The sequence below is a fragment of the Collinsella sp. SGI.184 genome, assembly GCF_050313415.1.
In the GTDB taxonomy this organism is placed as follows: domain Bacteria; phylum Actinomycetota; class Coriobacteriia; order Coriobacteriales; family Coriobacteriaceae; genus Collinsella.
In genome coordinates, this window is record NZ_JBNPLJ010000009.1 from 59,633 (window position 1) to 65,632 (window position 6,000).

The following is a 6,000-nucleotide window of genomic DNA, read 5'->3' on the forward strand; positions in this document are numbered from 1 at the left end:
AGCGCCCTTTCATTTCACGTCACCTTGCTCGCTTGGGGCCGTTTTCGCTGACGTTGCCAAGACATCGACGTCAACATGGTTGGCGTTGGCGATGGCGTGCTGGTCAATCCTTACAGCTGGTACAGCGTGGTGAACTTGTCCTGCAGGTAGCTGCAGTAGTAGCGGGCATCGAATGCCATACCGCACGCGCCCTTGATGAGCTCCGGCGCGTCCTTGGCGCGGCCCCACTGCCAAATGTGCTCGCCCAGCCAAGCGCGGACGGGTGTCAGGTCGCCGCTCGCACAGGCGCCGTTAAGGTCGACACCGTCGCGGCACATGGCCGGCACAAACATGGCATCGTAGGCGCTGCCCAGCGCATACGTGGGGAAGTAGCCAAACGAGCCGCCGCTCCAGTGCGTATCCTGCAGGCAGCCGCGCGTGTCGTCGGGAACAGGAATGCCCAGGTACTCGTCCATAAAGCGATTCCAAAGCGCGGGGATGTCCTTGGCCGTGGCCTCGCCGGCAAACAGCATGCGCTCAATCTCGTAGCGCACCATAATATGCAGCGGGTAGGTGAGCTCGTCGGCCTCGGTACGGATCAGCGACGGCCGAGCGATGTTCACGGCGTGGTAGAGCGTGTCCTCGTCCACGTTGCCGTAGACCTCGGGCGCGTGACGGCGCAGCACTTCGAGCAGCGGGCCCATAAAAGCGCGACTGCGGCCTACGGTGTTCTCGAAAAAGCGGCTCTGGCTCTCGTGAATGCCCATGGAGGTGCCGCCCTCCAGACACGTACGCGCGTAAGCGGGATTGACGCCCAGCTCGTACATGGCGTGCCCCGCCTCGTGGATGATGCTATAGACGTTGGAGATGCAGTCGTTCTCGTAGATGTGCGTGGCGATGCGCGCATCGCCCACCGAGAAGCCCTCGCTAAACGGGTGCTCGGTAAAGGCGAGCGTGGTGTCGTCCAGGTTAAGGCCGACGAGCTTCATCAGGTCGAAGCTCATGGCGCGCTGGGCGGCCTCGGGCACATGCGCGTGCAAAAAGTCGGCAGTAGGCTGCTGCCCGCGCTCGCCGATGGCGTGAACGAGCGGCACGACGGTGGCCTTGACCTCGTCACAAAACGCATCGAAGCTCTTGGCGGAAAGGCCGCGTTCGTACTGGTCGAGCCAAACATCGTATGGGTCGCGCTTGGGGTCCATGAGCTCGGCCTGATGCTTGAGCTGGGCGACGATTCTATCCACGTAGGGCTCAAAGCTCGCCCAGTCGTTGGCCGTCTTGGCCTTGTGCCACACGGCGTCGGCCTCGCAGGTGAGCCTGGTCCAGGCCTCGGCCTCCTCAGTAGGGATAACGCTTGCCTCGCGCTGGTCGCGGCCGAGCACACGGATCTCGTCGAGCAGCTGCGGGTCGTCGATCTTGCCGCCGGCGACGGTCTCGTGTGCCAGCGAGCTTACAAGCTCGACGGACTTTTTGCTGGTCAGGAGCTTGTGATGTTCGCCGGCAAGGGTGCCCATAGCATCGGCGCGGGCCGCAGCGCCGTTGGCGGGGGCAATCGTCGCGCCATCGAACTCGGCAATCTTGAGCAGGTACTCGCGGGTCCATAGTTTGCCTTCGAGCTTGCGGAGCTTCTTGATGCCCTTGCCCGCCTTGGCGTTCTTAGAGGCCTTGGCCACGGCGGCCTTGGCTTTCTTATCGAGTTTCTTTCCCATACCTATATCCTTGATCTCGCAGACCGGACGCCACGGGTGGGCGTGCGGCCAGTTTGCACAGCTATCTGCCTTGTACCCAGTGCGAACAAAACGGAACGCGGCGATATGCTCGCAGAATGTGTTATCCTATAGCCCAATGCGTTGACGGAGAGGGTTTTGCCCGCCGCGTCGCCGGCAAGAGAGGGAAGGTCATGGGCTGCAAGCCTTCCTGCGGTGGCAAGGGCCAAGCGTTCACTCCCGAGCAGCAACCTCAACGGGCGCGCGGCCAGCGGCGGCGAAGCCCCAGTAGGGAAGCCGTGAGCCTCGCGATAAGGGGCACAGAGTGGGCACGGCGGGCCAGACATCCGCCGGGTCAAACAAGGTGGTACCGCGGAATTCAACCGTCCTTGGGCAATGCACATGCCCGAGGACGGTTTTTTGTTACCGAATCGGGCCGCGTTTTTGCAACGCCAGACGGCGGCAGTCGTCCTGGCGAGCGGGGAACGCGAGAGACGAAAGGGAAGACATGAGTCTGATTGATGATCTGGTCAAACTCGAGGAAGAGGCCAAGGAGCTCGTCGCAGGCGCCGACGACGCCGCCAAGCTCGAGGCTGCGCGCGTTGAGCTGCTCGGCCGCAAGGGTCGTATTACCGGCCTGATGCGCATGATGGGCAAGCTCGCCCCCGAGGATCGCCCCGTGATGGGCAAGCGCGCCAACGAGATGCGCCAGCTGATCGAGGGCATGCTCGACGAGCGCACCACCGAGATGAAGGCCGCCGCCCTCAAGCACGCACTGGAGCACGAGGCCGTCGACATCACGCTGCCGGGCATTCGTCCGCAGATCGGCCACCAGCACCTGATCAAGCAGATCATCGAGGAGGCCGAGGATATCTTTAGCGGTATCGGCTACACCGTCGAGTCCGGTCCCATGGTCGATACCTCCTACTACAACTTCACCGCGCTCAACGCCCCCATGGATCACCCGAGCCGCTCGGCCCGCGACACCTTCTATGTGGTCGACAACAACCCCGGCAGCGTCGCGCACCCCGAGGCGCATGCCCACGGCGAGTCCGACGTGCTGCTGCGCACCCAGACCTCGGGCGTGCAGATTCACACCATGGAGTCGCAGAAGCCGCCCATCTACATGATCTGCCCGGGCACCGTCTACCGTCCCGACACGGCCGACGCCTGTCACCTGCCGCAGTTCAACCAGATCGAGGGCCTGGTCGTCGACGAAGGCATCACCTTTGGCGATCTTAAGGGCACGCTCGACTACTTTGTTAAGTGCATGTTTGGCGAGGACCGCAAGACGCGTTACCGCCCGCATTTCTTCCCCTTCACCGAGCCTTCCTGCGAGGTGGACGTGAGCTGCCACGTCTGCGGCGGCAAGGGCTGCAACTTCTGCAAGCACAGCGGCTGGATCGAGATCTTGGGCTGCGGCATGGTCGACCCCAACGTCCTGATCAACTGCGGCATCGACCCCGAGAAGTACACCGGCTTCGCCTTTGGCATTGGCGCCGAGCGCGTCGCTGCCCTGCGCTACGACCTGCCCGACCTCAGAACGCTCATGACAGGCGATATGCGTTTCCTGAATCAGTTTTAAGTTGACCTGTCCCGGCGGCTTCCCGAGCCACCGCACCTTGCCCCTCAAACCGTCGCTTGCGTACCCAAGTACGCGGCGCTCCTCTTCCGGGGCAATCTACGGCACCTCGGAAACCCGTCTCCGTAGCTGGAGTTTTCCGTCTGTTTATTGCAGACGTTACAGATGAAAGGAGACCAGTTAGATGCGTGTTTCTTACGACTGGCTCAAGACCATGATCGATATTCCGGAGGATCCCAAGACCCTTTCGGACGAATATATCCGTACCGGCACCGAGGTCGAGGCGATCGACACCGTGGGCGAGTCCTTCGACCACGTGGTGACCGCCAAGGTGCTTACCAAGACCCCGCACCCCGATAGCGACCATATGTATGTGTGCTCGGTCGACGTGGGTGACAAGAACCTCGACGCCGACGGCAACCCCGCTCCGCTGCAGATCGTCTGCGGCGCGCAGAACTTTGAGGCCGGCGACCACATCGTCACGGCAATGATCGGCGCCGTGCTTCCCGGTGACGTCAAGATCAAGAAGAGCAAGCTTCGCGGCGTCGTGTCCATGGGCATGAACTGCTCCGCGCGCGAGCTCGGCCTGGGTGGCGACCACTCCGGCATCATGATCCTGCCCGAGGATACGCCCTGCGGCATGCCGTTTGCCGAGTATGTGGGCTCGAGTGATACCGTGCTCGACTGCGAGATCACGCCCAACCGCCCCGACTGCCTGTCCATGATCGGCATGGCCCGTGAGACCGGTGCCATCTTCGACCGCGATTTCCACGTTGAGCTGCCCGCCATCAAGGCGGAGACCGGCCGCGCGACCGACGACGAGCTTTCGGTCGAGATCGCCGACGAGGGCCTGTGCGACCGCTATGTCGCCCGCATCGTGCGCAACGTGAAGGTCGGCCCCTCGCCCGACTGGATGGTCAAGCGTCTTAACGCCCTGGGCGTGCGTCCGCACAACAACATCGTCGACATAACCAACTACGTGATGATGCTCACCGGTCAGCCGCTGCACGCTTTTGACCTGGACACCTTTGCCGAGCGCGAGGGCAGGCGCCGCGTGGTGGTTCGCGCCGCCCAGCAGGACGAGAAATTTACGACCCTCGACGGCGAGGAGCGCACGCTCGACGCCGGCATGGGCCTCATTACCGACGGCGAGCGTCCCGTGGCGCTGGCCGGCGTTATGGGCGGCATGGATTCCGAGATTGAGGACGACACCGTCGACGTGATGCTCGAGAGCGCCTGCTTCGACGCCGGCCGCACCTCGCACACCAGCCGCGACCTGTCGTTGATCTCCGACGCCTCCATCCGCTTTGAGCGCCAGGTCGATGAGACCGGCTGCGTGGATGTGGCCAATGTTGCCTGCGCGCTCATCGAGGAGATCGCCGGCGGCGAGGTCGCTCCCGGCTACGTGGATGTGTTCCCCGCGCCCAAGACCATCGACAGCATCAAGCTGCGCCTGGCCCGCGTGCACGCCATCTGCGGCGCCGATATCGAGCCCGATTTTATCGAGCGCTCGCTCACCCGCCTGGGCTGCACCGTCGAGCGCGACGGCGAGGACTTTATGGTTACCCCGCCGAGCTTCCGCCCCGACCTGCCGCGCGAGATCGACCTGATCGAGGAGGTCCTGCGCCTGTGGGGCATGGGCCGCGTGACGGCGACCATCCCGGCTGCCAAGAACCACATCGGTGGCCTGACCCGCGAGCAGAAGCTTACCCGCAAGGTCGGCGAGATCCTGCGCGCCTGCGGCCTCAACGAGACCACGACCTTTGGCTTTGCCGCGCCGGGCGACCTGGAGAAGATCGGCATGTCCACCGAGGGCCGCGGCTGCCCCGTGGTACTTATGAACCCGCTGGTGGCCGAGCAGACCGAGATGCGCCGCTCGCTGCTGCCGGGCCTGCTGCAGTCTGTGGCCTATAACGAGGCCCATGGCACGCCCAACGTGCACCTGTACGAGGTCGGCAGCCTGTTCCACGGCCGCGAGAACGCCAGCCTGCCCAAGGAGACTAAGTCCGTGGCGGGCGTGCTCTCGGGCCAGTGGAGCGAGCAGTCTTGGAACATGAAGTACCGCAAGCTGCGTTTCTTCTTTGGCAAGGGCATTGTCGAGGAGCTGCTCGCCCAGCTGCGCATCGAGAAGGTTCGCTTCCGTCCCGTCGAGGGCGAGGGCTATGCCTTCTTGCAGCCGGGCCGTGCCGCCGAGGTTCTGTCTGGCGGCACCGTGCTGGGCTGGGTCGGCGAGATCCACCCCGAGGCGCGCGAAGCTATGGGCATCGACGAGGTCGTCGTTGCCTTTGAGCTCGACCTGGACAAGCTGATCAAGGGCGCCCGCAACCAGGAGAACTACCGCGAGTTCTCGCAGTACCCGGCTGTTGAGCACGATCTTGCTATCGTGGTCGACAACTCCGTGACTTGCGAGGACCTTGAGCGCCGCATTACCAGCGCCGGCGGCAAGCTGCTCGAGGGTGTGCGTCTGTTCGACGTCTACCGCGATCCGGTCCGCGTGGGCGTGGGCAAGAAGTCCATGGCCTTTGCGCTTACGTATCGCTCCGACGACCACACGCTTACCAGCGAAGAGGTCGAAAAAGCGCACCAGAAGATCGTCACCAAGGTGTGCAAGGGCGTAAACGGCGAGGTCCGCGGCTAGGCCCTGCACTGGGGTATGGGTCAGCGGTGGCTGCTGCCGAGCCTTACGTGACTGCTATCCTCGGTATAAGGCACTGCTGAGCCTGCATATATGACACG

The 6,000-nt window shown here is 63.6% G+C and carries 3 protein-coding genes; 2 read left to right on the forward strand and 1 reads right to left on the reverse strand.

Annotated features, from left to right (window positions below):
- Positions 1 to 110 precede the first annotated feature (110 nt).
- Complete coding sequence (locus ACQRAJ_RS04635; protein WP_427747844.1) at positions 111 to 1,685, reverse strand: carboxypeptidase M32; 1,575 nt, start codon at positions 1,683 to 1,685, stop codon at positions 111 to 113.
- A gap of 505 nt (positions 1,686 to 2,190) precedes the next feature.
- On the opposite strand from ACQRAJ_RS04635, the gene pheS reads away from it, so the two are divergent.
- Together pheS and pheT are read left to right on the forward strand one after the other, a co-directional pair.
- A complete protein-coding gene (pheS, locus tag ACQRAJ_RS04640; RefSeq protein WP_154517607.1) occupies positions 2,191 to 3,267 on the forward strand; it encodes a phenylalanine--tRNA ligase subunit alpha in 1,077 nt (358 codons plus the stop codon).
- Positions 3,268 to 3,448: 181 nt separating this feature from the next.
- Positions 3,449 to 5,902 (forward strand): phenylalanine--tRNA ligase subunit beta, encoded by a 2,454-nt coding sequence (gene pheT, locus ACQRAJ_RS04645; protein WP_427747845.1) that lies wholly within the window; start codon positions 3,449 to 3,451, stop codon positions 5,900 to 5,902.
- The last annotated feature ends 98 nt before the right edge of the window (positions 5,903 to 6,000 follow it).

Coding starts and splice junctions, on each gene's coding strand:
- pheS (WP_154517607.1), top strand. CDS start 2,191: ATGAGTCTGATTGATGATCTGGTCAAACTCGAGGAAGAGGCCAAGGAG.
- pheT (WP_427747845.1), top strand. CDS start 3,449: ATGCGTGTTTCTTACGACTGGCTCAAGACCATGATCGATATTCCGGAG.
- ACQRAJ_RS04635 (WP_427747844.1), bottom strand. CDS start 1,685: ATGGGAAAGAAACTCGATAAGAAAGCCAAGGCCGCCGTGGCCAAGGCC.